This window comes from Paenibacillus sp. NPDC058177 (assembly GCF_042883835.1).
Lineage (GTDB): Bacteria > Bacillota > Bacilli > Paenibacillales > Paenibacillaceae > Paenibacillus_AQ > Paenibacillus_AQ agri.
The window spans coordinates 1,783,637-1,807,184 of the sequence record NZ_JBHVVB010000001.1 but is presented as its reverse complement, the minus strand read 5'-3'; the positions used below and the strand labels follow the sequence as shown (position 1 = coordinate 1,807,184).

The 23,548-nt window shown below is 48.7% G+C and carries 24 protein-coding genes; 18 read left to right on the top strand and 6 right to left on the bottom strand.

What is annotated here, in order from left to right:
• Positions 1–92: 92 nt before the first annotated feature.
• Entirely contained in the window at positions 93–1,190 is a 1,098-nt protein-coding gene (locus ACFVU8_RS08580) for a HupE/UreJ family protein (RefSeq protein WP_387426779.1), read from the bottom strand.
• A gap of 202 nt (positions 1,191–1,392) precedes the next feature.
• On the opposite strand from ACFVU8_RS08580, the gene ACFVU8_RS08575 reads away from it, so the two are divergent.
• Positions 1,393–1,515 carry a hypothetical protein gene (locus ACFVU8_RS08575; RefSeq protein ID WP_387426778.1) on the top strand — a complete coding sequence of 41 codons (123 nt, stop codon included), beginning with the start codon at positions 1,393–1,395 and terminating at the stop codon, positions 1,513–1,515.
• A gap of 103 nt (positions 1,516–1,618) precedes the next feature.
• On the opposite strand, the gene ACFVU8_RS08570 is transcribed toward ACFVU8_RS08575, so the two are convergent.
• Positions 1,619–1,810 (bottom strand): hypothetical protein, encoded by a 192-nt coding sequence (locus tag ACFVU8_RS08570; RefSeq protein WP_387426777.1) that lies wholly within the window; start codon positions 1,808–1,810, stop codon positions 1,619–1,621.
• Between the two features lie 246 nt (positions 1,811–2,056).
• Between ACFVU8_RS08570 and ACFVU8_RS08565 the strand changes: the two genes are divergently transcribed.
• The 5 genes from ACFVU8_RS08565 to ACFVU8_RS08545 all read left to right on the top strand — a co-directional run bounded on the left by ACFVU8_RS08565 (position 2,057) and on the right by ACFVU8_RS08545 (position 5,655).
• Entirely contained in the window at positions 2,057–3,133 is a 1,077-nt protein-coding gene (locus ACFVU8_RS08565; protein WP_387426775.1) for a site-2 protease family protein, read from the top strand.
• Positions 3,134–3,225: 92 nt separating this feature from the next.
• A complete protein-coding gene (locus ACFVU8_RS08560) occupies positions 3,226–3,867 on the top strand; it encodes a stalk domain-containing protein (protein ID WP_387426774.1) in 642 nt (213 codons plus the stop codon).
• 668 nt (positions 3,868–4,535) lie between these two features.
• The gene (locus tag ACFVU8_RS08555) at positions 4,536–4,769 is read left to right on the top strand and encodes a hypothetical protein (RefSeq protein ID WP_379466254.1); all 234 of its coding nucleotides are present in this window, start codon (positions 4,536–4,538) and stop codon (positions 4,767–4,769) included.
• 108 nt (positions 4,770–4,877) lie between these two features.
• Positions 4,878–5,321, top strand: coding sequence for a GNAT family N-acetyltransferase (locus ACFVU8_RS08550; protein WP_175374513.1), 444 nt, complete (start codon positions 4,878–4,880; stop codon positions 5,319–5,321).
• Positions 5,322–5,421: 100 nt separating this feature from the next.
• Complete coding sequence (locus ACFVU8_RS08545; RefSeq protein ID WP_175374823.1) at positions 5,422–5,655, top strand: DUF3892 domain-containing protein; 234 nt, start codon at positions 5,422–5,424, stop codon at positions 5,653–5,655.
• 78 nt (positions 5,656–5,733) lie between these two features.
• Here ACFVU8_RS08545 and ACFVU8_RS08540 read toward each other — a convergent pair whose 3' ends face one another.
• A complete protein-coding gene (locus ACFVU8_RS08540; protein WP_387426772.1) occupies positions 5,734–6,471 on the bottom strand; it encodes an MBL fold metallo-hydrolase in 738 nt (245 codons plus the stop codon).
• A 167-nt stretch (positions 6,472–6,638) separates the two neighbouring features.
• Here ACFVU8_RS08540 and ACFVU8_RS08535 point away from each other — a divergent pair, with 167 nt between their 5' ends.
• Both ACFVU8_RS08535 and ACFVU8_RS08530 read left to right on the top strand, forming a co-directional pair.
• Complete coding sequence (locus tag ACFVU8_RS08535) at positions 6,639–7,190, top strand: copper amine oxidase (protein WP_175374515.1); 552 nt, start codon at positions 6,639–6,641, stop codon at positions 7,188–7,190.
• A gap of 92 nt (positions 7,191–7,282) precedes the next feature.
• A complete protein-coding gene (locus tag ACFVU8_RS08530; protein WP_175374516.1) occupies positions 7,283–7,606 on the top strand; it encodes a DUF1292 domain-containing protein in 324 nt (107 codons plus the stop codon).
• Positions 7,607–7,730: 124 nt separating this feature from the next.
• Here the strand turns inward: ACFVU8_RS08530 and ACFVU8_RS08525 are convergent, their stop codons facing one another.
• On the bottom strand, positions 7,731–9,206 hold the full coding sequence (locus ACFVU8_RS08525; RefSeq protein ID WP_175374517.1) for an aminotransferase class I/II-fold pyridoxal phosphate-dependent enzyme: 1,476 nt from the start codon (positions 9,204–9,206) through the stop codon (positions 7,731–7,733).
• 90 nt (positions 9,207–9,296) lie between these two features.
• On the opposite strand from ACFVU8_RS08525, the gene ACFVU8_RS08520 reads away from it, so the two are divergent.
• The 4 genes from ACFVU8_RS08520 to ACFVU8_RS08505 all read left to right on the top strand — a co-directional run bounded on the left by ACFVU8_RS08520 (position 9,297) and on the right by ACFVU8_RS08505 (position 13,978).
• Positions 9,297–10,583 carry an MFS transporter gene (locus tag ACFVU8_RS08520; RefSeq protein ID WP_379466251.1) on the top strand — a complete coding sequence of 429 codons (1,287 nt, stop codon included), beginning with the start codon at positions 9,297–9,299 and terminating at the stop codon, positions 10,581–10,583.
• A 339-nt stretch (positions 10,584–10,922) separates the two neighbouring features.
• Entirely contained in the window at positions 10,923–11,519 is a 597-nt protein-coding gene (locus ACFVU8_RS08515) for a hypothetical protein (RefSeq protein ID WP_379466250.1), read from the top strand.
• A 347-nt stretch (positions 11,520–11,866) separates the two neighbouring features.
• Positions 11,867–13,282 (top strand): NADP-dependent phosphogluconate dehydrogenase, encoded by a 1,416-nt coding sequence (gndA, locus tag ACFVU8_RS08510; RefSeq protein ID WP_175374520.1) that lies wholly within the window; start codon positions 11,867–11,869, stop codon positions 13,280–13,282.
• Positions 13,283–13,471: 189 nt separating this feature from the next.
• Positions 13,472–13,978 carry a shikimate kinase gene (locus ACFVU8_RS08505; RefSeq protein ID WP_175374521.1) on the top strand — a complete coding sequence of 169 codons (507 nt, stop codon included), beginning with the start codon at positions 13,472–13,474 and terminating at the stop codon, positions 13,976–13,978.
• 24 nt (positions 13,979–14,002) lie between these two features.
• Here the strand turns inward: ACFVU8_RS08505 and ACFVU8_RS08500 are convergent, their stop codons facing one another.
• The gene (locus ACFVU8_RS08500; protein ID WP_175374522.1) at positions 14,003–14,317 is read right to left on the bottom strand and encodes a rhodanese-like domain-containing protein; all 315 of its coding nucleotides are present in this window, start codon (positions 14,315–14,317) and stop codon (positions 14,003–14,005) included.
• A 111-nt stretch (positions 14,318–14,428) separates the two neighbouring features.
• Between ACFVU8_RS08500 and aroA the strand changes: the two genes are divergently transcribed.
• The 6 genes from aroA to ACFVU8_RS08470 all read left to right on the top strand — a co-directional run bounded on the left by aroA (position 14,429) and on the right by ACFVU8_RS08470 (position 22,839).
• A complete protein-coding gene (gene aroA / locus ACFVU8_RS08495; RefSeq protein WP_379466249.1) occupies positions 14,429–15,721 on the top strand; it encodes a 3-phosphoshikimate 1-carboxyvinyltransferase in 1,293 nt (430 codons plus the stop codon).
• An 82-nt stretch (positions 15,722–15,803) separates the two neighbouring features.
• Positions 15,804–16,238, top strand: coding sequence for a CoA-binding protein (locus tag ACFVU8_RS08490; protein ID WP_387426771.1), 435 nt, complete (start codon positions 15,804–15,806; stop codon positions 16,236–16,238).
• 224 nt (positions 16,239–16,462) lie between these two features.
• Complete coding sequence (locus tag ACFVU8_RS08485; protein ID WP_175374525.1) at positions 16,463–18,349, top strand: glucose PTS transporter subunit IIA; 1,887 nt, start codon at positions 16,463–16,465, stop codon at positions 18,347–18,349.
• Positions 18,346–20,109, top strand: a complete 1,764-nt coding sequence (ptsP, locus tag ACFVU8_RS08480) for a phosphoenolpyruvate--protein phosphotransferase (protein WP_379466247.1) — start codon at positions 18,346–18,348, stop codon at positions 20,107–20,109. Before ACFVU8_RS08485 ends, ptsP begins: the two co-directional genes overlap by 4 nt.
• Positions 20,110–20,897: 788 nt before the next feature.
• Complete coding sequence (locus ACFVU8_RS08475) at positions 20,898–21,416, top strand: RNA polymerase sigma factor (protein ID WP_387426770.1); 519 nt, start codon at positions 20,898–20,900, stop codon at positions 21,414–21,416.
• Position 21,417: 1 nt separating this feature from the next.
• Positions 21,418–22,839, top strand: coding sequence for a DUF4179 domain-containing protein (locus ACFVU8_RS08470; RefSeq protein WP_387426769.1), 1,422 nt, complete (start codon positions 21,418–21,420; stop codon positions 22,837–22,839).
• 90 nt (positions 22,840–22,929) lie between these two features.
• On the opposite strand, the gene ACFVU8_RS08465 is transcribed toward ACFVU8_RS08470, so the two are convergent.
• Entirely contained in the window at positions 22,930–23,454 is a 525-nt protein-coding gene (locus ACFVU8_RS08465) for a type 1 glutamine amidotransferase domain-containing protein (protein WP_066370856.1), read from the bottom strand.
• Between the last annotated feature and the right edge of the window lie 94 nt (positions 23,455–23,548).

Genomic DNA, 23,548 nt, shown 5'->3' with positions numbered 1-23,548 from the left:
TTGTATTCGATTTGAGTTTTTCAGAGGTATTTATGGAGTTCTCTACATGGTGCGTCACCTCCTTAACGAATGGATTAAACCTGCAGCATCGCTTAGAGAAACAACCGCTCGATCGACCAGAAAGCACCGATCAATGCTATGATGGTTGAAGCGATGATGACGCCTTGCCTTTGATAACGCGTGCGTTGGCTCCAAGTAAGCAAAGGAAGAAGCAGAGCTACTAGCGTAAGCTGTATGACCTCAATGCCGGCATTAAAGCTGACTAAGGAAACAGCCAAGTGAGATTTTGGAATATCCATCTCGCTTAAAATACCTGCGAAACCTAAACCATGAATAAGTCCGAATAAAAAAGTAATGAGTGTCCGGTGCGAGATTTTTTTAAGAAAGAGATTTTCAATCGCAACATAACATATGCTGAGCGCAATTGTGGCTTCCACAAAGCGTGAAGGTACGCTTACGATTCCTGTTACAGCGAGGGTGAGAGTGATGCTATGCGCAATGGTGAATGCAGTAATGATTGACGCATATTGTTTAAGAGTCTGTTTTCTAAGCAGCAGTGCTAACAAAAATAAAAGGTGATCATATCCCGTTAGAATATGCTCGGCTCCCAATAGCAAAAAATCAACCCAACTGCCGGGTAGGGCAGACTGATGTGCCCCCTCCTGAACTTCTCCCAAGACGGCTTGCCAATGTCTTTCGCCCCCTTTCAGTACAGTTTCAGTAACGGAATCTCCCTCTTTAAAAACAAGAAGATTCGTATAGTTAGAGCTATTCCCCATATACATGGCATCGTCCAGGCTTATGGTTTGTCCGTTCTTGGCGTTCGGAAAGTTATAAACGACTCGTACCAAAGTCAGTCCTAACTCCCGTTTATCTTCGAGCTCCATTGATTTTAATTGTCCTGCCTGTGCAACATTGTCGATTTTTACAGAGAGCATTTTCCGTATCCATTTGTCGATTGTTTCATTTGATTCCTGCAGTTTCTTTTTATCGATCAACCCCACATTTGTAGATTCGGTAACGGATAAAAGATCTATGGAGTATACAAACTCAACACCATTTCCGGTATTCGTTACGGTACTGTAACTCACACTTAACGGGTGAGCTGACACGGAAAACGGAGGTACAATGCATAAGGATAGTAAAAATAACAAACAACCGATTGTAATGCCCTTAAAAAATCGTTTCATTGATTTCCCATCGCCCCTCTGAGTTGTCCAATCTACAAATAGAGATTAATCGGCTAATGTGAATTTTGTTCTATATGATTTAAAAAATAATGTAAACGAAGCCGGATGGATGTAATACTTATGAAAAAAGAATTGTTTACAACATCGTGGTCAAAGGAGATGGACAGGATTATTTAGAAAAGATGGCATGCGTGGAGGAGATATGCCTACTGAGATTTCAGCGAATTTAAGAGGGGTTTTAAAAATGCAGATTTATTTTGAGGCTGCAGAGGCAAATTATAATAAGCAAATAGATTTAGTAGTAGCAGATGCTAAGTTGTTTTGAAAAATAATTAATAATTTCTTATATAAAAATCGAAAGAAGGCTGGCCCCTATTCATGGTTTAATAGGGTCAGCCTTCTTGTATTTTCGAACTATTAAAATTAGTTCAGTATTTTACTTCATCCTCATACCGATCACTAGGGAAATCACTGTTAACACTCTTCAGATATCCTGCGATGGTGAAGGAGGCGATGAGTCCGCCGATAACCCCCATGATGACTATGAAGAGGGAGAAGCCGTAGATACCGCCCAGCGCAAGAACAGATAATACGGTGATGATTAAACTAACCCATTTCATAGGACATTCTCCTTTAGGTTTTTTTATAATTATAGTATTAAAATGGAAATTGAACAATCATTTAGTTCTTATAACAACTTAACTGATTGTAAAAATTCGCGCGTTTAGGATGTGATGAAACTCTTTCACCATTTTCCCCGTATTACCCGGTACGAATATCCCCCCCCTTATATAGAAGGAATTTTTCTAATAGGTATGGTAAAATACGTAAATCTAATAACAAAACAATGAAGGAGCTCGAGACTGTTGCCGCAAAATGTGCCGAATAAAAAAACTTCCACTCCGCTGAAATGGCTGGGCGGTGGGGCAGCAATGCTCCTGTTGAAGGGAAAGGCGATTCTGTCGCTGTTGAAAATAAGCAAGATCGCAGGTCCGTTAATTTCGATGATGGTGTCCATTTGGGCGTATGCATTCATTTATCCATGGGGCTTCGCGATTGGCATCGTCCTGCTATTGCTCGTCCATGAGCTGGGTCACGTATTCGCGGCCAAGCGAATGGGGCTCCCTGTCAGTGCACCGCTATTTATTCCGTTTATGGGTGCTCTGATCGCGTTGAAACGGCAGCCGCTGGATGCCAAAAGTGAAGCGTACATTGCTTTCGGTGGTCCTATACTGGGTAGCATCGGGGCGACAGCCGTGTTTGGGGCCGCGTATTACTTGGACAGCCCTTTGCTGTACTCCTTGGCTTACGTGGGATTTTTGCTGAATCTGATTAATTTGCTGCCGATTCATCCGCTGGATGGCGGGCGAATTGTCACGGCGGTTACACGCTGGTTATGGCTGGTTGGACTTGTGGGTGGATTAGCGGTCATTATTTATCTGAAATCCATTTTGTTTTTGATTATCTGGGGTTTGTTCGCCTACGATTTGTATACCAAATACGTTAAACGGCGCAAGCAGAGCAAGAGACAGTTCGTAACGCGTAGCTTCATGATTCCTGTGGAGCGTCTTATCCAGGAAGGGTATATGATCCCGGGACCAGAGCACAAGCGGGAACTGCCTTTTACAACGTATAGCGATTTGAACCACCAGCAATACATCGGGGTGAAGTGGGATAGTCTGGATTATTATGGTACAGCTATGCTGCCGCAGCAGGTCATCCTGGAGAAAGTGAAGGTCACTCAGCTGGAGCGAATCGAACTGGAGAATGGACTGCATCTGAAGATGAGCTGTGAGATTGAGTGTACTCCTTTTGAGAATGACAAATATTATGATGTTCCTGCCCCAACTCGTTGGAAGTACGGAATAGCTTATTTTGCGCTAGCGGGCTTCCTGGGCGGCATGATGTATATGGTGCATCTGGTGGGGAATGTGAATATTTAATGGAGCAGTAAGGGAAGTCCAAAGGTTTGAAAAACTCCAGAGTGGTTAATAGATTATATTCGACAATGATTAACGTCTGGAGATGATTTTTGTTGAAAAAGACATGGGGTATTGCTTCCGCAGTTGTTGGCATGCTCGCTACAGGTTCGGCAGGCGTATATGCTGGCAGCAACCTGCAGCAGATTAAAGCCTTTCTTAATTATGGCATCGCCATTCAGGTCAATGGGACTGTGTATGCACCAGTAGATGGCAGCGGCAAGAAGCTCACGCCAATTACGTATGACGGTTTGACCTATCTGCCAACGCGTGCTATTGCCGGAGCGCTTGGGGTTCCCGTGTCTTATGATGCAGTAGCCAACAAGGTGATCATCGGCAGTGACCCGGGGAGTACAGGCGGTTCCCCAACAAGTAGCGTCAAAAAATCGAAGAATTTACCTGCAGATTTTCCGGTAGTCGGGGATGCCATCATTACGGATTTGACCGACAGTGTGGTGGACGGGAAGAAAAAGGTTGTACTGGTTTATTTGACGAAGGACAGCATTGAGACTATGGGGAAAAAGTATACCGATTATGTCGATGGAAAGAACATCACTCAAGCCTCGAAGGTTATAGACAAAAGTTCGATGGTGATTACCGGTAAGCTGGGCGGGAAAAGCCCGGTATCTATCATCGGGGGATTATCTGCATCCAAAGCAGGATACACTGAAATCACGATTACATGGTCAGAAGGATAGACGAAATCCAACTGCAGATATACTTATATACATAAGAATTGCAATATGAGCTGAACCCCATTTTCCGATTCCAAGCGGAGAGTGGGGTTTTGTTTTAGACTGGATCATAACGTTGATTTGTCTTTGTTTTTCCCTATCGAGAAATTATAGCGCGTTCTACTGATATCTTATACTTGGACACCCTAAGCAATTATATAGAACGGGCGGGCAGTAATAAGGATTCCCGATGTGCAATTAACGGCATTTTTGTACCTTAAATACTCTGCAGCTAAGGATTAATGGGAATTAAGTGCAATATTGTATGTTAAATTCGCAGTAACCCCCCTTTTGGCGCGATTTTTAGAAAATAAGATACAATAATGTCCTTATTATCCTTTTTATCTATTATTGAAGAAATATAAGGTACGAAAATGCTCTTAGTTGGGAAAGTGGACCATTTTCACTGTTAAGAAGATGGGTGCAGGAGATTAGGTACAACAGCAACCGGAAGTCTAAACATGCACAGTAGTGTAGGAGTGACGACCAACCCTTGAGTGAGAATCTTAAGAGCGTCTTATATGATCTTCTGCTTGATTTTTAATGTCCCTTCATAGAGCCTTGTTATAAAAACCTCTGAATCGTCAAAACTGTAGAGAAAGAGCTACAGAAAGGGCGAAAGGAGAATACCAATGAATATACAACCTTATCGACGTAGGGGATTGTCAGCATGGTGCTTGGGTCTATGCGCTGCTGCGCTAATCGGATTAACCGGGTGCAGTACGGATGCGCCGGCTTCGAGATACCAAGAGGTCAACAAGCTATCTACTCTGGATGGAGAGCTGGAGCACTCCCCGGAACCTTCGCCGGTGCTGATAGATGTCTACGACCGCTCGATCCCGCAGGAGGTTTATTCGGGCGATTAACCTATATCGCTGCCAATGCTGCCAGCTAGGCCTTAACTATACAGAAAAACGAATATTCTGTATAATAGACCGACTATTGTCTTTTACATAGAGAGGAGTTTTAAGGTCATGGCGGCAGAAATCGTACGTGTAACGAATGAGGAACAGCTCCGGCAGGGGTTTGATATTCGCAAGAAAGTGTTCGTGGAAGAACAGAAGGTACCGGAGGAAGAAGAGATCGATGAGTATGATGTGATCAGTCCGGATGTGCACCATATCCTATTGATAGATGACGGGATTCCGGTGGCGACAGGCCGATTGATCTATTATAAAGCAGCTACGGCCAAAATGCAGCGGATCGCTGTGATGAAAGATTACCGCTCCAAGGGGTATGGACGGGTGCTTCTCCTGGCGCTGGAAGAGCTTGCGCGTGAGCTGGGACTAGAATACTCCATTCTGGACGGACAATGCCAGGCGGAGAATTTCTATCGCAAGCTGGGATATGAAGTGATCTCGACAGAGCCGTTCTATGATGCAGGGATTCTGCATGTGCGGATGCAAAAAACGCTCTAGTCTCAGCTTAGTCAAGCGCATATTTCAATGATGCTGCGGACATGCTAAAGGTTGCCTGATGATGGCAAATCCATGTCCAAGGAGTTGATCTTGCGTGACGATCAGCGATGAACGCGAACGTTTTATAGCGACCCAGAAGAATGGGGATGGGGATCTGACGAGCTTTCAGACCTCTTCCGGGCGGGTGCTTGATTACGAGCAGGCCCTGCAGGAAGTACAGGCTGGCAAAATTGCCGGAGTCAATGTGTTCAAAGGCAAGGATGGTGCACTGCATATCCGCGGAGATGCGGACGGTGACCCGACCAACAATCTGGATCAGCTTCCGTTATTTTAGCGGTGATATCGATGGCCGGACAGGCGTCTTCTCGAAAGACGTTACTGTTCGGCCTTTTTATATACATAGGACTATGACTTATAGGGTGTACATCACATGCTGCTCCAGAAACTCCATCTCTCCGGTATGTCCTACATAATCCGGCTTTTCATCGCCATAGTGCATAAGGTAGATCAACTTCCGGACATCTTCCGGTAAAGATAGTAATTCTTCCAGCGTTGTATGAACATGTCCAGTTCCGGTGAGCTGACAGTCGTGCAGAATCCGGCGGATGCCCTGTTCCCGCACCAGATCGATCAGCAGATCGGGTTGAAATATGATATCTGCACTATAGAAAATATCGCCATTCACAATCAGGGAATAGCTGTCTTTGCCCGGTACATGTGGGGTTTGTAGCAACTCCAGCACAAGATCTTCGGACAGACGGTGGGGGACACTGGGAGATAGCGGTCTAACCTCGAAGATATCCTCCAATGAGGACACAACACCTTGCTGATACATACCGCCCATCAGCGTATGGTCCCACAAGGGCTCCACCAGAGCTTCCGGTAAAAGCAGGGTCATCTTGCGATTATATTTATGCTTAAGTGTAAGGGCCTGTTCTTCCAGTCCTCCGACATGGTCGGCGTGGATATGGGTAATCAGGGTGGCGTTGACATCCCGGAAGGATCTGTTCAGCTCGTGCATTGCCAGCGGGGCCGTAACGCCGCAGTCAATCATTAAGGTATAATTCTTGTCCAGGAGAAGCCCGTTGTTGTTGAAATAATTTTTGGCTAAGGCGTTGCCGGTACCAAGCATCTGCAGGCTTATACTCATCGGAAGAACCTCCAATAGTAGGGGATAGACATACTATATCATGGGTTTGTTTGCGTGATGTTATCAAGATGAGGGACAGGAATGAAACTTTTTCCTGACACAAGCGCAACTTGCAGGAGAGAAGCTAGTATACATTAACAGTATGAATTACTTGGGGGTTTCTAGCGATGAGATGGAAAAAAATAGCTTTATGTGTGCTCGTCTTTTCCCTGATGGGCGGCTCGTTACTATTCGCTGATTCGGTGAGCCAGAAGATTAAGGTCTGGAGCAACGGAAAAGAAATTACGGACGGCGGATATCTGATTGACGGGAAGACGTACATTCCTGCACGGGAGGCAGGCGGAGTTGTAATCTGGGATGGCTCCGGTAAAGTAACCATTCTCAAACCGAATGTGCATATTGTCCTCTTCAAGGGAGACACAGTGTTCGGCAATGTGAATTTGGGCAAGCTAAAGTTTAAGGTACTCTCGCAGGTAGATAGTCTGACAGACGAGATTTCTTCGGTCAAGGTGACAATCACGGATCCTTCGGGAAACAGCAAAGATATCGACTCGCGCAACATGGAAGGAACGAAGAAAGAGGATTTCTGGTTCTCCAGCTCCGAGATTACGTATGATTTCAAGGAAGCAGGAAAATACCGGGTAGGCTTCTATATCAGACCAACCAAGAATGGAGACTATGTTCTTGTGTCGGAGAAAGTCATAACTGCGCTAAATTAGTAAGGTTTGACCACTCCCAAAATTGACCTGAAGTTGTTATACGTGTTACGATACGATTTGTAGGCTAATACAATTCAAAGTGAGGTATTTCAATGAGCGATCACAAACATGAGCATGGCCATGAACATGGGGAAGCATGCGGTTGCGGACATGATCACGACCATGAGCACGAGGAGTTTGTGCTGACCTTGACGAACGAGCAGGGCGAAGATGTAGAGATGGTACTGGTAGAAACGTTTGACGTAGGCGAGAAGTTGTACGCGCTGCTGTTGGAACGCGAAAACCCTGAGGCGGATGGTATTATTCTGCGTCTAGAAGAAGAGAATGAAGAAATGGTGCTTTACAATATCGAAGATGAAGCTGAATGGAAAGCTGTTGAAGAAGCATACAACGAGCTGCTCGCCCAGCAAGAATAGATTTTCGGTGATAGAAAAGGACTGGTCCAGGATTTTCCTGGCAGTTGACTTCATAAGCAAAAACCCGATACTTTGCAGTATCGGGTTTTTGTATGGTTGGCGACAGGTGTGAAGAGAAAGCCGATCAGGAGATCGGCTCGGCCTCTACAACTACCTTCACATTGGTGATGGTGCGGTCCTCAGGTCCTTTTACCGGCAACCCGATTTCTACATGGTCGATGATATAATCGATATTATCTTGGGTAATAACTTCACCAGGGAGGAGAATCGGAATACCCGGCGGGTATACATAGATGAATTCCGCGATAATATAACCGGCTGATTCCCGGAACGGAACGAGCTGAGTATCTGCGTAGAACGCATCTCTTGGGATCAGGGCAAGCTGCGGAATCTCAGGCACCTGAACCTTGAGCTCGTATATTTCTCCCTTGCTGTAATGAATGGCAGACAATACCCGCAAGGCAGCAATTAACTTGTCCACTGATTCTTGGGTATCACCAGGGGTAATAAGGCAAAGAATATTATACATGTCGCTAAGCTCGACTTCGATGTTGTACTTGTCACGCAGCCAGTTCTCCGCTTCGTAGCCGGTAATACCGAGATGGCGGACATGAATGTTCAATTTGGTTGGGTCATGGTCAAAGGTAGCTTCTGTCCCGAGAATTTCTTTGCCAAAGCTGTAAAGGCCTTCAATGCTGTTGACAGCATCGCGGGCATAGTTGGACAGGCGAATCGCTTCCGCAGCAATCTCATGACCGTTTAGGGCGAGATTGCGTCTGGATGTGTCCAGTGAAGCAAGTAAAATGTAGGAAGTTGACGTCGTAGTCAGCATGCTGAGAATGGTCTGTACCCGCTGCGGGTTGATGAGGCCAGTCTTCGCATTGAGATTCAATACCGAGCTTTGGGTCATGGAGCCGCCCAGCTTATGTACACTGGTAGCTGCCATATCCGCGCCGGCCTGCATGGCCGATGTCGGCAGATCTTCATGAAAATGAATCAGTACTCCATGCGCCTCGTCCACAAGTACGGGGATACCATGACTGTGGGCCAGATTCACAATGGAACGCAGGTCGGCACATACGCCGAAATACGTCGGATTGATGACCAGAACGGCTTTGGCGTCCGAGTGACGCTTCAAGGCCCGCTCCAGGGCGCTGGTGGTTATGCCGTGATCTATCCCTAGATTCTCATCCTGAACAGGAGAGACGAACACAGGCTTGGCTCCGGAAAAAATAATGGCCGACATAACAGACTTATGAATGTTACGCGGTACAATGATTTTATCACCGGGCGAGCAAACAGAGAGGATCATCGTCATGATAGCGCTGCTCGTGCCTTGTACACTGAAATACGTGTAATCAGCGCCGAAAGCTTTTGCAGCCAGCTTCTGAGCTTCCTCTATCACGCCTTTGGGCTGATGAAGATCATCAAGCGGCGCGATATTGATCAGGTCTATGGATAGAGCATTATCGCCGATAAACTCACGGAATTCGGCATCGGTTCCTTGCCCCTTCTTATGCCCCGGAATATGGAATTGAACGGGATTGCCGGCGGCATGCTTTTTTAGAGCGCTGAAGAGGGGAGTACGGTGTTGATTCATTTAATGCTGTCACAACCTTTCGTGAAGAGTAATTTTTCAAGCAGACATCAGTATAACAAATCAATGACCATAATACTAGGATGTGATAGAATGTCCGGCAAAGCACAGCGGATGCATATTAATTTGACTTCGCCGTTTATCGTGAAAATGTGGGTTATCATCTTTTTAGTGGAGTTTGTAAAAGGATCTCTGTTAGTTGCCTTGCTCCCTGTCTATATGGAGCATATTCTTGGATTGTCGGTTACTGTCGTCGGATTTTCCTTCGCGCTGCAGTATTTGGGTGATAACTTGTTCCGCAGTCCTTCAGGCTGGGTGATGGAGCGGATCGGGTACCGCTGGACGATGACCGGCGCACTGCTCTTGATTCTGCTTGCTTTAACTTTGATTATCGTTGCTAAAAATGCGGCGTTGCTGTCGCTGGCCTGCCTCATTCTGGGGATCGGGACTTCCCCGCTCTGGCCCTGCGTCATGACTGGCGTAACGGAGCTGGCCGGCTCTACGCAAAGCGGCAGCAGTGGCGCAGCTATGGGCGCAGTGGAGATGGCCTCCCTGGCGGGGACCGGGATCGGACCCATTACAGTGAACTTTCTCATGGATCATGGCGGATACAGCTATCGAACAACCTTTTTTGTCCTGCTGGCCTGTGCAGTGGCTGTCGTTGTAGTGGCTCTGCTGCTGCCTAAGCGGATCGATCCGGATCATCCGGCACCTCTCAAGGTTGCTAATGCGGTGGATGGCGCAGGATCATCATCCAAAAAGGTCAACCCGCTACAGAGCCTGAAACGAACGCTCACGCAGCTCAAAACTACGCTCAAGGTGAGCAGGCTGCTCTACCCGGCGCTCTTTCTGCAGGCGTTCGCCATCGGACTGATGACACCGGTAGTCACACTGTTCGCACGCACAGAGCTACATGTCTCGCCAAATCAGTTCAGTCTTCTGCTTATTGCCGGAGGCGGGATCACGGTACTGACGCTTATTCCGGCAGGACGCCTTGTGGACCGTATCGGTACTACGTTGTTTCTCAACATCGGCTTCTTGCTGGCTGCGTTCTCTATGACGCTGTTCTCGATGGTGCGATGGCTGCCCTTTGTGTTCGGCGCCGTGGCTCTGGTCGGTATCAGCTATGCGCTGATCCTCCCCGCCTGGAACGCTTTTCTGGCCAAGCAGGTGCCTAAGGGGGAACGCGGGACGGTATGGGGGTTGTTCTTGACTCTCCAGGGTTCCGGAATGGTCGCAGGGCCGGTGCTATCGGGCAAGCTTTGGGATTCGGTAGGCCACGGGGTGCCTTTCCTGGTCAGCGCTTTTGTGATGCTTCTGTTGTTCGGCTTACATCTGCTTATCGTCCGTAGAACGGGCAGAAAGGTTCAGGCACTCTAACAAGCTGCTGGATCAAGCAAGTTATAGAACATAAATAAGCCGCTTGTTGCACGGATAAATTCCGTATAACAGGCGGCTTTTTATACAAATTAAAGGGGAAGAAGTTGAATGGACTTCTAAATTGTACGGAAAAACGTTTGGAGCAGGACCGTTGCGGGTAAAAATAGTCAATAAACCAAGTTACCGCTACATAAACTGAAGTATAAAATAAGAGTAAGAGTAACGCAAAACGCATTTTGTCGCCAGTGGAGGTTCTGCGGTCATTGTTGCTTCCGCATCAACGTAGCTTAGGCTTGTGAAGCTGGCTTTGCCGGAGCAAAGCAGTTAGGGGGGAGTGCCATGAACAAGAATGACGAGGTGGAATATTGCAATCTGGAGCTGAGGTTTGAGAGAGAGCATATCCAGGACCTGATTAAGGATTTGATTCAAGAAGGCTATTCCCTGTATTGGAGTGAGAACGAGAACGTCTTTGTTATATCCGTACGTACGGGACGCAAGCTGGTGAAGCTGCGCTTTCAGCGGATTAAGGAGGGCTACAAGCTGGTCGGAGACTATATGATCCGCGATGCCCGCCTGTCCGAGTGGATGGAGAAGCTGATCGGTGACAAGAGGGGCCACGCCATCGTCAAGCGGTTCCGCGACCGGCAGATTATAATTGAGAATATTTTATTCGGTGAAGTGATACGGCTTGTAGAAATCTCCGGCTATCAGCAGCGTGTGCTATTCCAGAAGGGGCCACTGTTGACCGATCAGGAGCTGACAAAGCTGTTCTACTCGGTGGAAGGGGAGGAACGAATTCGTTCTTGCCGGATTGAGGTTGACGAGCAGCTGGACCTGCTGAATGAGGCGCTGGCTACCGGGAATGCCGAACAGGCTGCTCAGTGCAAAGAAAAGCTTGCCTTACTGACCAAGGAATTGAACATGCTGGAATGGTGAATGCGGACAGCAAGAGCAGACCCTGAGGCACCCTGTGGTTGGGGTGTCTTCTGTTTGTGCTGAATTTATACGTTCAGGGGGTTCACTTCTGTGCGTAAAAACGTTAAAATAGTCATTGTGAATCTATTCCTGCCGAGAGCAAGAGAATAAAACGCTTTTCTATTTCGCCATGTGCTTTGCAGTCTCTGGCAAAGGGTGGTATTCTTACATATAGGCAAGTCAAGCTTGTCTATATTTCGACAGGAACGGACAGGCAGTACCTACAATGGGAGACAATGCCGTTTCTTCTCGATTCTGCGAGAAAATGGATTTCACAAAAATATAGGGTGCAAAGGGTGGAGGACCAGATGGCAAAACAACAAATCGGCGTTATTGGCTTGGCGGTAATGGGTAAGAACTTGGCTCTAAACATCGAGAGCAAAGGCTTTTCCGTATCGGTATTCAACCGTTCGCCTGAGAAGACTCATGAGCTTCTGAAAGAGGCAGAAGGCAAGAATTTGACAGGTGCCTTCTCCGTTGAGGAGTTTGTAGCTTCCTTAGAAACGCCGCGCAAAATTTTGATCATGGTACAAGCTGGTAAAGCAACTGACGCGACAATTGAGTCCTTGCTGCCACATCTTGACCAAGGCGATATCATCATCGACGGAGGTAATGCTTACTTCCCTGATACTGTTCGTCGCAGCAAAGATTTGGAAGAAAAAGGTTTCCGCTTCATCGGCGCAGGGGTATCCGGTGGCGAAGAAGGCGCACTTAAAGGACCTTCCATTATGCCAGGCGGACAAGAGAGCGCTTATAAGCTCGTAGAACCAATCTTGACAGCTATTTCCGCCAAAGTGGACGGAGAGGCTTGCTCTACATATATCGGACCGGACGGTGCTGGTCACTATGTGAAAATGGTGCACAACGGTATCGAGTACGGCGACATGCAGCTGATCTGTGAAGCATACCAACTGCTTAAAGATGTACTTGGTCTGGATGCAAAAGAACTGCACAGCATCTTCAAGGACTGGAACAGCGGCGAGCTGGACAGCTACCTGATCGAGATCACTACCGACATCTTCGCACAATATGACGCAGAAACCGGTAAGCCAATGGTGGATGTTATTCTTGACTCCGCTGGCCAAAAGGGTACTGGTAAATGGACAAGCCAAAGCTCGCTGGATCTCGGCGTGCCATTGTCCATGATCACTGAATCGGTATTCTCCCGCTTCTTGTCTGCTATGAAGGATGAGCGTGTTGAAGCCAGCAAAGTGCTGAGCGGTCCTGAGACCACTCCATTCCAAGGCGACAAAGCTGAGTTCATCGAGAACGTGCGTAAAGCATTGTTCGCAAGTAAAATCGTATCTTACGCACAAGGTTTTGCTCAACTGCGCGTAGCTTCCGATGAATACGGTTGGGATCTGAAATACGGCGAGCTGGCTAAAATCTGGCGCGGCGGTTGCATCATCCGTTCCCGTTTCCTTCAGAACATCACCGATGCTTACCAAAACAATGCGGATCTGAAGAACCTGTTGCTTGATCCGTTCTTCAAGGACATCATGAGCTCTTACCAGGATGCTTGGCGTAAAGTTATCGCATCTGCGGTTACTCTTGGCGTTCCAGTTCCTGGTTTCTCCAGCGCGCTGGCTTACTATGACAGCTACCGCACTGAGCGTCTGCCTGCGAACCTGCTTCAAGCACAACGCGATTACTTCGGCGCTCACACCTTCAAACGTGTGGACAAAGAAGGCGTGTTCCACCACAACTGGTTGTCTGCTGAGTAAGACAATTGGCATAGCCGTAACGGGCGGCCCGGAAGGCCCTGCAACAAGGGGAGCCTTCCGGGCTTTTTTTAAAACTATATATTTTATCCCACATAATATCCCGCTTGGCGACAGGCCAAGGAAAGCCGATTGTCTAATCTTTTAACCCTGTGTTATGATATGACAAATGTCGCGGCTTGGAGGAACGCAATGACTTCAAATAACATTATTCTAGTAGGCATGATGGCCACAGGAAAGTCTACGGTTGGAGCTATTTTAGCAGAGGAACTGGGCTATGAACTGGTCGACCTCGACCATGTCATTGCCGAGAGCGAAGACCGGAGTATCCCAGAGATATTCGCAGAAGAAGGCGAAGGCTACTTCAGAAGACTTGAATCAGAAACGCTGGAGCGTATGCTGCAAGGGGAGAAACGAGTGATTTCCACAGGCGGAGGCGCTGTACTGGCTGCTGGAAATGCCGAACTAATGCTGGCTAACGGCTTGGTAGTGGCACTTACTGCCGATGAGGAAGAGATTCTGGCGCGGGTCAGTGAAAATCTGGATCGTCCGCTGCTCGCCGGCAACGCGAAGGAACGGATCGCACGCATCATGGAAGAGCGCCGGGATGCTTACCGTTTTGCGCATTGCACGGTCGATACAACGGGTCTAACTGCTGTAGAAGTGTCTCAGCATATTTTAATGCATCAACGCGGTTGAGCTTTTAAGTGTATTGGTGAGACTTTAGTCTTCCGCGGTTTCATTCCAATCAATCATGCCACCGCTCAGGTTGGCAACGGAGTTATAACCGAACTGCTGCTGCAGGTATTCGCAGACACGTTGACTGCGGGCGCCGGAACGGCAAATGAAAACGACTTCGGCATCGGCGGGAATTTCCTCTGTCCGCTGCGGAATTTCGCCCATCGGGATATGTTGTGCGCCGGAAATCATGCCGAAGGCAACCTCATCATCTTCACGCACGTCGATAAGGACAAGCTCTTCGCCTGTGGCTAGACGCTGCCGCAATTCCTGTGCTGTAATTTGGGGTATAGGATTCATGGATGTGACCTCTTTTCGTCAGAAGAATGGTTTAATGATAACACAAGCATGGAATACCGTGTCAAACGGAGCCATACATAACTTATTATAAAAAAAGGAGCGCTAATTACTATGGACGTTATTGTCAGACCCACGCCAAACCTGCAAGGTGAAATCGGAGCCCTCTCTTCTAAAAACTACACTACCCGTTACCTGCTGGTTGCTGCCCTTTCCGAAGGAGTCAGCACGATCTATCATCCGGCTCACAGTGAGGACAGCGATGCTATCCGCCGCTGTATCGCCGATCTCGGCGCAGTGCTGACAGAAGATGATGAGAAGATTGTAGTGCAGGGCTTCGGTGCACGCCCGAGTAACGTTAAGGAACTGAATGTAGGCAATGCCGGAGCGGTGCTGCGTTTCCTGATGGCTGTCGCTGCGCTTAGCCCTGAAGTGACATTCGTGAACACGTATCCAGACTCGCTGGGCAAGCGTCCGCACGATGATCTCATTACTGCTCTTGGCCAGATTGGCGTAGAGGTAGAGCATAACGAAGGCAAACTGCCAATCACCATCCGTGGCGGCAAGCCAAAAGGTGGGAAAATCACCGTTTCCGGTGCAGTCAGCTCCCAATATCTTAGCGCTCTTCTCTTCCTGACACCTTTACTGGAAGAGGACAGCGAGATTATCGTGCTGGATGACCTGAAATCGAAGGTGGTTGTAGGTCAGACGCTGGAAGTTCTGGAACAGGCGGGAATCGTGGTACATGCTGCGGACGACTACATGTCGTTCAAGGTACCAGGCGGTCAGAAATATGCTGCCAAGACTTACACGGTGCAAGGAGACTATCCAGGTTCTGCTGCTGTTCTTGCTGCTGCCGCAGTAACGAAATCCGATGTGACGATTCAGCGTCTTGCGGAGAAGAGCAAGCAGGGAGAAAGAGCCATTGTTGATGTATTACGGATGATGGAAGTTCCTCTTACCCATGAGAATGATGTTGTACATGTACAAGGTAACGGCATCCTGAAAGCCGTGGAATTCGACGGAGATGCGGCGACGGATGCTGTACTGGCTATGGTAGCTGCTGCGGTATTTGCAGAGGGGACTTCACGTTTCTACAATGTGGAGAACCTGCGTTACAAGGAATGCGACCGGATCACCGACTATCTGGCAGAGCTGACCCGCGCTGGAGCAAAGGTTGAGGAGCGCCGTGACGAGATTATTGTACACGGACAGCCGGACGGGGTTGAAGGTGGAGTGACGATCAACGCTCACTACGATCACCGGGTAATCATGGCATTGACCGTTGTAGGCTTGCGGGCACGCCAGCCGCTGCTAATCAAGGATGCGCATCATGTGGCCAAGTCGTACCCGCAATATTTTGACCATCTGAAGGCGCTTGGTGCTGATGTGGAATGGGTAAAGTAACTAGATAGGGAGCTGTAATTCCCAAGATTTGATGATGCGCCATAGGATGAGATCAACCTTACTTAGAAAAGGGGATATGAACATGGGCTTTGAGAATCCTTCCCGGGAGCAGATCGGAGATATTCTAGCCTCCGCCGGGAACATTGCAGTGGTAGGGCTGTCGGATAAAACTGATCGCACCTCTTATATGGTGGCAGGGGCGATGCAGAGCAGAGGATACCGGATTATCCCGGTAAATCCTACGGTAGATGGAGAAATCCTCGGCGAGAAGTGTTACCACACGCTGGCGGAGATTCCTGAACCGGTAGATATGGTCAATGTCTTCCGCCGCAGTGAGTATTGTGCAGAGGTCGCGCAGGAAGCGGCTGACATCGGCGCACGTGTGCTTTGGCTGCAGCAAGGCATCATCAACCAGGAAGCGGCCGATATCGCGGCAGCAAGCGGTATGACGGCCATTATGGATCGTTGTATCAAGGTGGAGGAAGCTATCACGATGCACGGGCGCAGCCGCGCGTAAGCACTGCATCAAGTTCAATGGAATCTGAGTAGGCCTGAAAACGTCCTTCTACCGCAAGCGAATTGTGGTGAAGGACGTTTTTTGATAAATAAACGCTGCACAAACAGGTGGACATTCAGTATAATAGATGTCTGTGAGCAATCAAGGAAATGCTAGATGTATTCTTTTGACAAAACCTGCCACAGCGCGTACCATTTATTATAGTAAGAAAGGAGAGGGTCACCTTGAATTGGCTCGGATCACTGCAGCAATTGGGCAGAGCCATAATGCTTCCTACCATGGTGCTTCCGGCGGCAGCCATTCTGCTGAGTCTGGGCAGCCTGCCATGGTCTGCATGGGGACTTTCTTCAGTATCCGAAGTGGCTACATATGCTGGGCAAGGGGTATTCTACTTTATGCCCTATCTGTTCGCAGTAGGCGTGGCTTGGGGACTATCTAACCAGGCTGGACCAGCAGGGCTGGCCGCTCTTGCAGGCATGTTCACCTACGACCGGATTGTATCGGGGATGGGAGAAGGACATGTTCAGCCCGCAACACTTATCGGAATTCTGCTCGGGATTGTCGCCGGGGTAGCACATAACCGGTTCAAAAATATTAAGCTTCCAGAAGCGATTCAGTTTTTTGGCGGGTCGCGCTTTGTTTTGCTGTTCATGGGGTTGTTCTCGGCCCTGTTCGCTTGGGTGATGCTCGGTATTGCTCCGCTGCTCCAAAGCGGGCTGGATCATCTATTTCAGGGAATTCTAAGGACCGGCGGCTATGGCGTATTCCTGTATGGGGTACTATATAGGGTGCTGACAGCCTTTGGGCTACATCATATCCTGAACAATGTGTTCTGGTTCCAGATGGGCACGTATACGACGCCTGACGGAAGTGCTGTTGTACAGGGCGATCTGCCGCGTTTCTTCGCAGGTGACCCTACAGCGGGAATTTTTATGGCGGGACTATTCCCGATCATGATGTTCGCGCTCCCGGCCATTGCATTTGCAATCATTCAAGAAGCTCGTGAGGACTTGAAGCCGAAGATTAAGAAGACTTTTTTGCGTGCCGCACTGGTGTGCTTTCTGACCGGGGTGTCGGAGCAGATCGAATTTGCTTTTCTGTTCGCTTCGCCGTATCTGTTTGCCGTACATACCGTAATGTCTGGTCTGGCAATGGTGCTGACTTATTCACTTGGTATTCATCACGGATTCTCATATTCTGCCGGGGCCATAGATTTCTTCCTTAACCTGCACCTATCCCAGCGGGCGTGGCTGTTGATTCCGATAGGAATCGGCTATGGCATTGTGTATTATAATTTGTTCCGCTGGGCGATCCGCCGCTTTCAGATCCCGACACCAGGACGCGAGGAAGGCTCGGAGCTTGGCGATTGGGCAGGTAATATACCCTATCAGGCTCCTCTCATTCTGGAGGCGCTTGGAGGTAAGGAGAACATCGTACAGGTGCAGGCTTGCATCACCCGGTTGCGTCTGACCGTCCATAATGACCGTTATGTAGATGCCGGGGCGCTCAAAGGCCTTGGGTCTGCCGGGATTATCAAGCTTGGTGGCGGCAACGTGCAGGTGGTATTCGGTACCTACTCAGAGCTGATCCGCGAGGAGATCAATAAGCTGCTGCTGCGCGATCTGCCGCAGGTACTGTTCAGTGCCCCGATGCAGGGCCGGATGCTGCCAATCGAGGAAGTGCCGGATCATATTTTTGCGGCCAAACTGGTTGGCGACGGGGTGGCTTTTTTCCCGGAAAAGGGCGAGCTGGTCTCTCCGGTCTTCGGGAAGGTCATGCACGTATACCCAACCATGCATGCCGTGGGCATCTCGACACCGGAAGGGCTGGAGGTGCTTATGCACATCGGTATAGATACCTCGCAGCTAAAAGGTCCGTTCGAGGCGGTTGTGCAAGAGGGAGACAGTGTGGAGCCGGGTCAGCTGCTGGTCAAATTTGACCTCGGCTATTTGCGGGAGCATGCAGCTTCACTCGCTACACCGATGGTAATCACGAACCCTGACCGTGTTAAATCCTGGAGCTATGCTCCATTCAAAAATGTGAAAAAGGGGCAAACTTCTGTAATGTCCGTTGTATTACACGAAAGTAATGTTGGAGGGATTGAAGCATGATACAAGGCATAGGCGCCGCAGCAGGTGTTGCCATCGGGAAGGCTTTTGTCCTGCCCAATTGGGAATGGAGTCTGCCGGACACGCAGGTCAATCCGGTGGATCTCGCTAAAGAATTTGAGCGTTTATACGAAGGTATCCGCACCTCCAAGGATGAAATTGAGTTTATCAAGAGAGAGTTCAGGGAAGTCGTCGGACCGGAAGAATCCAGTATCTTCGACGCCCACCTGGCCATCCTCGATGATCCGGTGTTCATGAGTGAGATCCGGGGGATTATTGAACGTCAGTACAAGGCAGCGGAAGTGGCGGTTAAGGAAGCCATTGACCATTTTGTAGCCATGTTCGACCTGCTTGACGATGAATATATGAAGGAGCGGGCGGTGGACATCAAGGATGTCGGCAATCGTCTTCTGAAGCATTTACTGGGTGCACCAGAGGTTACCCTCCCGTCCGACACCCAGCCGTATATTCTCGTCGCCAAGGAGTTGTCTCCATCTCAGCTGGCTCATTTGAATCCTACCTATGTCCTTGGCATTGTGACGATGATGGGCGGCAAGACGTCGCATTCCTCGATCATGGCCCGGGCCTTGGGGATTCCGCTAGTTGCGGGGCTCGAGAACAAACTTTCAAACCCCATTCAAACGGGAGACATGCTGGTCATTGACGGAGATAACGGATCGATACAACTGCATCCAGACGAGGCTATGGTGATCGATTACACTTCTATCCGGGATAAACAGCATAAAAAGCGGGAGCAGCTAGAACTGCTGGCGACGGTGGAAGCCGTGACAAGAGACGGGGTGAACCTGAGTCTTGCTGGAAATATCAGCTCGGTGAAGGAACTGAATCTGGCGCTGAAATACGGCGCGGAGGGTGTTGGGTTATTCCGCACAGAATTCCTCTACATGGACCGCGATTCCTTTCCGAGTGAAGAAGAGCAGTTCGAGGTGTACAAACTGGTAGCGGAGAAGGTGGGGAATCATCCGGTGGTGATCCGCACCCTTGATATTGGGGGCGACAAGCATCTGGATTACTTCCAGCTGCCGGAGGAGCAGAATCCGTTCCTGGGGTACCGCGCGATCCGCATCAGTTTGGACCGGAAGGACATGTTCAAGACCCAGTTGACCGCGATTTTGCGAGCCAGCGTCTATGGGAAGGTCAAGATGATGTTCCCCATGATTTCTTCTCTGGAAGAGGTGCAGGCAGCCAAAGCTGTGCTGGCCGAAGTCATGGAGGAGCTGGAACAGCGGGGCGTGCCGTTTGACCGGAATATTCCGGTCGGGATTATGGTTGAAGTACCGGCGGCAGTCATGATCGTGGATATCTTGGCCGAGGAAGTAGATTTCTTCAGTATCGGCACGAATGATCTGGTGCAGTATGTACTGGCCGTAGATCGTATGAACGAGCAGATTGCCCATATGTACCACCCCTACCATCCCGCAGTTCTCCGCTTAATCCGTATGACGGTAGAAGCGGCGAAGCATGCCGGGATTGAGGTTAGCGTATGCGGGGAGATGGCTGCGGACGAGCGTTCGCTGCCGCTGTGGCTGGAGCTTGGCATTAACAATCTCAGCATGTCGCCACAGGCGCTGCTGAAGGTGAAGCACCGCACGCTGAACACCGTTGCCGCTGAGGCCCGGGAGGTAGCGAAGGCTTGCTTCCGGATGCGTACAAGCTCGGAGACGGAAGCGAAGCTCAGTGCATATGCCAAGGTTAGCGGCATTGCATTAGGCAGTTCGGAAGCGAAGGAGAAGACCTCCTGAGGCTTCCGAATCCCCTTTGCAGCATCAGCAGCAAAGAGAGAATTGATTAAAAGGACTCTCATATAGCAGGTTTTTTTCCTTGATGAGAAGCCCATTTGCTTAAAAATAATGCGGAAAATAGAACATGGCGGTGTTCAGGAGAGTTCCTGAACCCGCCATGTTCTATTTGTGTTCGACGACCACTTTCTGGAGCAGGGGATAGGCAAACCAAAGCCAAAGCCACTCGGTCATCAGGTGTGCAGATCCGGTAAAATAAAAGTAAACGCCATGCAGCGCTTAGACAACTGGAAATACTCCCGTTATGAATTCGAAAAAAGAAGTGTTTCCAAAAATAACTGGAAAAACTCCCGTTAATCTATAGGATCTCCTTCGATTCTCTTATAAAGAGGAAGAACAACTGGAGAATTTCCCTTTAGTCCGGGCAAAACCTTTGAAAGTGGAGAATTAACGGTACATTTTCCTGTTAAATCAAAGCCAAGCTTCCAAGCTAGAGCGTGAGGTCCTGAACCGGGCTCTGATCAAGTCCATCATGCTGCGCGACATGCCGACATACACACTGCGTTACAAGGTCTCGTTTTATTCGCAATTTCTGAGCCTCAGGTCCTGCGCTTTTTTGCTGTCTTGCTTGAAGGGAGTGTTCGCTTTTGGAACAATCTCTGTTTATCTTGATTAGAGGTTTATTTTTCCAAATAGCAAAACCGTTTGTGGCCTAACACAGTCAATATATAGGAGAACACAATGCAGAGGGCTTGGCAAAAATTCTGCATGGGGGGAGGAAAGCTGAAGGAATGGAAAGCATTATGAAAGTCCAGACAGCAAATACGGGTGAAGAGGAAGCATTCATGCAAATGGTGCTGGGGCAACAAAGACTTCTTTACGGGATCGCATACAGTTATTTGCGAAGTGAAGCGGATGCGTTTGAAGTATTACAAGAGGCTACCTGTCGGGCATGGACTAAACGCAGGAGCCTGAAAGATCCGGCACGGTTCACCCCTTGGCTTATCCGAATTGTCATCAATTGCTGCAATGATGAGCTTAAACGGAGAAAGCGGGTACTGACTGTAAAGCCGGCAGAAACGGTAAGCGACATGATGGAAATGAAAAGTGATCTTAGGCTGGATATGGAGCAGGCACTGGATGGGATGAAGCCTAAGTACCGGCAGGTGCTTGTACTTAAGTATTACCGGGACATGACAGTAACCGAGATTGCCGAAATATTGGACAGGCCGGAAGGAACGATCAAAACTTGGCTGAACAAAGGACTAAAACATTTGCGTGGCAAAATGAAAATTAAGGAGGGTGCATGATATGACTCTGAGCGAGGAGAAACTTCTTGAAGATTATTTTCACAAGTTGTCATTGGAAGCAAAACGGGTACCCGAGTCTCGGATTCATGCGAACGTTCATCTTGCCCTAAACAGGAGGTCACAACATGCCAGAAAGTTATGGGAAAAGCGCCTGTGGATAGCAGCAACTGCTGCAGTAATTACTTTGCTTTTGCTGGCTTCTGCGGGATCATGGATGGGGGAGGGTACGGGGCTGCGGAGTGCTCTCAGTTCTTTTTCGAAGACGGATCCATTGGAAAAATATCTTACCTTTTCGACTGAAGATACGACAGTATGGTCGGCTTATGAGGCCGGGTTAATGAAGCAGGTTGGTGTGTCTTCCGTGGAGAAGGAGGGACATGTGCTGACCGTTGACGGCGTGATAGCTGATGCAATGGGAATCATTATTCTGTATTCGGTAGACAACAAAACAGACCACAAAACGCGGGTCGATCATCTATCATTAACAGACAGTACGGGGGCAATAAAAGGTACTGCTCTGATTGGAACGCGGGAGAAATTGGGGTTAGGCAGTATCATGAATATAACGCGCCTGACATGGAGTGGTGAAGCCAAGGATTTGCCAGAAGAGGTGGAGGTTCAGCTTGCGATCGCCAAGAGCGCAGATAACGATACGCTGTTTGCAAAACCGGAGGGGCTCATAAATCTATCCGTCCCCATCAGACTAGACAAGAAAGCAATGGGAGAGGCTGGTCAAACCATTACGCTTAATCGATCATTCATGGTTGCAGGGCAAACGATAGATCTCAAGCAGATGTATATCGGTAGTACCGGCATCTATTTGGAAACAGCTTATAATAAAAATAATACACAAGACATTTTCGGAATGCTTAAGCCACGAATTTTGTTAGGAGATGACAGAGATACGGAAGGGTTCTATCTACCGAAGCAAATCCAGAAAGAGGGAAGGACATATAGTGTATTTAATAATGACAGCACCAAACCTAAAGCACCGCTGCGCCTGACTGTTGACGGAATCTATGCCTTGGAGCCTTCGAAGAGAGAACTAATCATTGATACAGATAAGCAGCAAATTCTGAAGGCGCCAGATAATGCACTCACAGTTGAAGTAGTACAGGATTCCGCTGAGCAGCAATTAATCGTTTTGAAGCACCATTTTACAGATAGTAACATATTAAGTCGTGAGGGTAATTTAATAATGAACATGTCGTTCAAGGATGGCAATGGAGAAGTACATAAATATGATCAGTCTCCTCACAACTTCGATCTTACGAATTTGTTTAAATCCAAACAAGAGGAATTGAATAAAAGCGGCCTTAATTTGTATTTGATCGGAAAAGAAAAACTCCCGCAGCCGTTGACCTTTACGCTGGACAGTTATCCTAACGCTATTAAGGACGTACAGACCATTCCGCTGCGCTGATAGATGCTTAAAAAAACAGCGGGCCCTGCCCTCAAGACGAGCTTGAGGGCAGGGCCCGCTATGTATTCTTTTAAGGGTTGACGTGCGGCCTTATTCCCCAGCCAGTGCGTCGCAAAAGGCTTTGCCGTATGGCGGCAAATCAGGCGGACGGCGGGCGGAGATAATGTGTCCGTCCGTCACCACAGGCTCGTCTTTCCAGATCGCGCCTGCATTTTCCATATCATCGCGGATTCCTGGAGTGGAAGTAACAGTCACACCCTCCAGAATTTTTGCCGAAATGAGCACCCAGCCGGCGTGGCAAATCTGCCCGATCGGTTTCTTCGCTGCATGGAAATCCTGCACGAGCTTCAGCACTTTGCTGTAGCGGCGGATTTTATCGGGCGCCCAGCCGCCCGGAACGAGAATGCCGTCATAATCGGCGGCATCAAGCTCGTCCCAGGAATATTCGGCTTTGGCGGGAACGCCATATTTGCCGATGTAGGTCTTGTCTTTTTCGAGTCCGGCCAGATGAACCTCCGCGCCTTCCTCCCGCACCCGGTAGACAGGGTACCAAAGCTCCAAATCCTCAAATTCGTCATCCACTAACGCAATGACCTTCTTGCCGTCGAGTCTCATTATTGGGGTCTCCTTCCTGCATCCATCTTCTATTCTTCTTTATTCTATCAAATTTAAAATTTTTAGTCACATGAGGAGTGGAGATGTCTAGTTC

Coding starts and splice junctions, on each gene's coding strand:
- ACFVU8_RS08540 (WP_387426772.1), bottom strand. CDS start 6,471: ATGAGTATAAGCCTGCAGATGCTTGGTACCGGCAACGCCTTAGCCAAA.
- ACFVU8_RS08520 (WP_379466251.1), top strand. CDS start 9,297: ATGTCCGGCAAAGCACAGCGGATGCATATTAATTTGACTTCGCCGTTT.
- ACFVU8_RS08570 (WP_387426777.1), bottom strand. CDS start 1,810: ATGAAATGGGTTAGTTTAATCATCACCGTATTATCTGTTCTTGCGCTG.
- ACFVU8_RS08530 (WP_175374516.1), top strand. CDS start 7,283: ATGAGCGATCACAAACATGAGCATGGCCATGAACATGGGGAAGCATGC.
- ACFVU8_RS08550 (WP_175374513.1), top strand. CDS start 4,878: ATGGCGGCAGAAATCGTACGTGTAACGAATGAGGAACAGCTCCGGCAG.
- ACFVU8_RS08500 (WP_175374522.1), bottom strand. CDS start 14,317: ATGAATCCTATACCCCAAATTACAGCACAGGAATTGCGGCAGCGTCTA.
- aroA (WP_379466249.1), top strand. CDS start 14,429: ATGGACGTTATTGTCAGACCCACGCCAAACCTGCAAGGTGAAATCGGA.
- ACFVU8_RS08515 (WP_379466250.1), top strand. CDS start 10,923: ATGAACAAGAATGACGAGGTGGAATATTGCAATCTGGAGCTGAGGTTT.
- ACFVU8_RS08535 (WP_175374515.1), top strand. CDS start 6,639: ATGAGATGGAAAAAAATAGCTTTATGTGTGCTCGTCTTTTCCCTGATG.
- ACFVU8_RS08505 (WP_175374521.1), top strand. CDS start 13,472: ATGACTTCAAATAACATTATTCTAGTAGGCATGATGGCCACAGGAAAG.
- ACFVU8_RS08580 (WP_387426779.1), bottom strand. CDS start 1,190: ATGAAACGATTTTTTAAGGGCATTACAATCGGTTGTTTGTTATTTTTA.
- ACFVU8_RS08575 (WP_387426778.1), top strand. CDS start 1,393: ATGCCTACTGAGATTTCAGCGAATTTAAGAGGGGTTTTAAAAATGCAG.
- gndA (WP_175374520.1), top strand. CDS start 11,867: ATGGCAAAACAACAAATCGGCGTTATTGGCTTGGCGGTAATGGGTAAG.
- ACFVU8_RS08525 (WP_175374517.1), bottom strand. CDS start 9,206: ATGAATCAACACCGTACTCCCCTCTTCAGCGCTCTAAAAAAGCATGCC.
- ACFVU8_RS08465 (WP_066370856.1), bottom strand. CDS start 23,454: ATGAGACTCGACGGCAAGAAGGTCATTGCGTTAGTGGATGACGAATTT.
- ACFVU8_RS08490 (WP_387426771.1), top strand. CDS start 15,804: ATGGGCTTTGAGAATCCTTCCCGGGAGCAGATCGGAGATATTCTAGCC.
- ptsP (WP_379466247.1), top strand. CDS start 18,346: ATGATACAAGGCATAGGCGCCGCAGCAGGTGTTGCCATCGGGAAGGCT.
- ACFVU8_RS08475 (WP_387426770.1), top strand. CDS start 20,898: ATGGAAAGCATTATGAAAGTCCAGACAGCAAATACGGGTGAAGAGGAA.
- ACFVU8_RS08470 (WP_387426769.1), top strand. CDS start 21,418: ATGACTCTGAGCGAGGAGAAACTTCTTGAAGATTATTTTCACAAGTTG.
- ACFVU8_RS08555 (WP_379466254.1), top strand. CDS start 4,536: ATGAATATACAACCTTATCGACGTAGGGGATTGTCAGCATGGTGCTTG.